Below are 282 nucleotides of genomic sequence, written 5' to 3'. Positions count from 1 at the left end.
ACGGATAAACCACTCATGTCTGCCACGTCAGTGTTCAGTGCCGCTCGGCCGGTAAAGTCCAAATGCAGGGTTTTCACTTGTTTATAGAAAATGGCCTTGGCCGTGGACGTGGTGGCGTCGCTGACGGACTGGGTCACGCCGCAGCCCCCCAGCAGCGCGCCAAGCATTGCTACGCTTAACACATTAAAAACGGTACGCGACATGCTGGGCCTCATGGTCTTGCGGGTTACTGTGAAGACCTTGGTATCGGCCTAGATTGATGGTGATGGTTTCGTGTTCTGC

General features: G+C 55.0%; 2 pseudogenes. Both read right to left on the bottom strand.

The window, feature by feature from the left end:
- Positions 1-203: pseudogene (locus ACZYSM_RS29555) on the bottom strand (type VI secretion system lipoprotein TssJ); the annotation flags it as partial.
- Positions 184-282: pseudogene (locus ACZYSM_RS29550) on the bottom strand (type VI secretion system baseplate subunit TssG); the annotation flags it as partial. The pseudogenes ACZYSM_RS29555 and ACZYSM_RS29550, both read right to left, overlap by 20 nt.

Source organism: Pseudomonas sp. F220, assembly GCF_057813935.1.
Note: the sequence above shows the minus strand (reverse complement) of the source record. Positions and strands in the feature narration are given on the sequence as shown.